The sequence below is a fragment of the Variovorax sp. GW458-11-26-14-LB1 genome, from assembly GCF_059423965.1.
Genome location: NZ_JBWKYW010000051.1, coordinates 1 through 2500 on the forward strand (window position 1 = coordinate 1; position 2500 = coordinate 2500).

2 rRNA genes (1 of these 2 cut by a window edge) are annotated in these 2500 nt (G+C 50.5%); both read right to left on the minus strand.

Going from position 1 to position 2500, the window contains the following annotated elements:
* Nucleotides 1-14: 14 nt before the first annotated feature.
* Nucleotides 15-127 (minus strand): 5S ribosomal RNA (rrf, locus tag AC07YS_RS25795).
* A 128-nt stretch (nucleotides 128-255) separates the two neighbouring features.
* A 23S ribosomal RNA gene (locus AC07YS_RS25800) occupies nucleotides 256-2500 on the minus strand (it continues 629 nt past the right edge of the window).

The following is a 2500-nucleotide window of genomic DNA, read 5'->3' on the forward strand; positions in this document are numbered from 1 at the left end:
TCTGGGCTGTAAGAGCCTGACGATGACCTACTTTCACACGGGAACCCGCACTATCATCGGCGCTGAGTCGTTTCACTGTCCTGTTCGGGATGGGAAGGAGTGGTACCAACTCGCTATGGTCATCAGGCATAAAGGGTTGTCCGATTGATCACACGATCAATCAAACGAATTCATAGAGTTTGGAATCAGCTTTTGGCGAATTATTTTGAATGCGTCAACTTGGCATAACACCTTGATCAGATTGATCAAAGTTATAGGGTCAAGCCGCACGAGCAATTAGTATCAGTTAGCTTAACGCATTACTGCGCTTCCACACCTGACCTATCAACGTCCTGGTCTTGAACGACTCTTTAGGGGGCTCAAGGCCCCGGCAGATCTCATCTTGAAACGAGTTTCCCGCTTAGATGCTTTCAGCGGTTATCTCTTCCACACTTAGCTACTCGGCAATGCCACTGGCGTGACAACCGATACACCAGAGGTGTGTCCACTCCGGTCCTCTCGTACTAGGAGCAGGCTTCCTCAAATCTGCAGCGCCCACGGAAGATAGGGACCAAACTGTCTCACGACGTTTTAAACCCAGCTCACGTACCTCTTTAAATGGCGAACAGCCATACCCTTGGGACCGGCTACAGCCCCAGGATGAGATGAGCCGACATCGAGGTGCCAAACACCGCCGTCGATATGAACTCTTGGGCGGTATCAGCCTGTTATCCCCAGAGTACCTTTTATCCGTTGAGCGATGGCCCTTCCATACAGAACCACCGGATCACTATGTCCTGCTTTCGCATCTGCTCGACTTGTCAGTCTCGCAGTTAAGCACGCTTATGCCATTGCACTATCGTCACGATGTCCGACCGTAACTAGCGTACCTTCGAACTCCTCCGTTACGCTTTGGGAGGAGACCGCCCCAGTCAAACTGCCTACCATGCACTGTCCCCGATCCAGATAATGGACCTAGGTTAGAACCTCAAACACACCAGGGTGGTATTTCAACGTTGGCTCCACAAGATCTAGCGACCCTGCTTCAAAGCCTCCCACCTATCCTACACAGATCTGTTCAAAGTCCAATACAAAGCTACAGTAAAGGTTCATGGGGTCTTTCCGTCTTTCCGCGGGGAGATTGCATCATCACAAACATTTCAACTTCGCTGAGTCTCAGGAGGAGACAGTGTGGCCATCGTTACGCCATTCGTGCAGGTCGGAACTTACCCGACAAGGAATTTCGCTACCTTAGGACCGTTATAGTTACGGCCGCCGTTTACTGGGACTTCAATCAAGAGCTTGCACCCCATCATTTAATCTTCCAGCACCGGGCAGGCGTCACACCCTATACGTCCACTTTCGTGTTTGCAGAGTGCTGTGTTTTTAATAAACAGTCGCAGCCACCGATTTTTTGCAACCCATTCATGCTTCGTTGTTCACTACACACTAATAGGGCACACCTTCTTCCGAAGTTACGGTGTCAATTTGCCGAGTTCCTTCTCCTGAGTTCTCTCAAGCGCCTTAGAATACTCATCTCGCGCACCAGTGTCGGTTTGCGGTACGGTCGTTGTTAGCTGAAGCTTAGTGGCTTTTCCTGGAACCTCGTTCAGTCACTTCACGGACAAGTCCGCTCGATCGTTGGCCTCGGTATATGTGCACCGGATTTGCCTAATGCACGCCTACATCCAACTAAACCAGAATAATCCAATAACTGGATGACCTATTAAGATCCGTCCCCACATCGCACTAACAATCGGTACAGGAATATTGACCTGTTTCCCATCAGCTACGCATCTCTGCCTCGCCTTAGGGGCCGACTCACTCTACGCCGATGAACGTTGCGTAGAAAACCTTGCGCTTACGGCGAGGGGGCTTTTCACCCCCTTTAACGCTACTCATGTCAGCATTCGCACTTCTGATACCTCCAGCACGCTTTACAACGCACCTTCACAGGCTTACAGAACGCTCTCCTACCACTTGCAATAAATTGCAAATCCGCAGCTTCGGTAACTGGCTTAGCCCCGTTACATCTTCCGCGCAGGACGACTCGATCAGTGAGCTATTACGCTTTCTTTAAATGATGGCTGCTTCTAAGCCAACATCCTGACTGTTTTAGCCTTCCCACTTCGTTTCCCACTTAGCCAATTTTAGGGACCTTAGCTGGCGGTCTGGGTTGTTTCCCTCTTGAGTCCGGACGTTAGCACCCGGTGCTCTGTCTCCCAAGCTGTACTCATCGGTATTCGGAGTTTGCCTTGGTTTGGTAAGTCGCCATGACCCCCTAGCCAAAACAGTGCTCTACCCCCGATGGTAATACTTGAGGCACTACCTAAATAGTTTTCGGAGAGAACCAGCTATTTCCAAGTTTGTTTAGCCTTTCACCCCTATCCACAGCTCATCCGCTAGTTTTGCAACACTAGTCGGTTCGGACCTCCAGTACCTGTTACGGCACCTTCATCCTGGCCATGGATAGATCACTTGGTTTCGGGTCTACACCCAGCGACTGATCGCCCTATTCGGA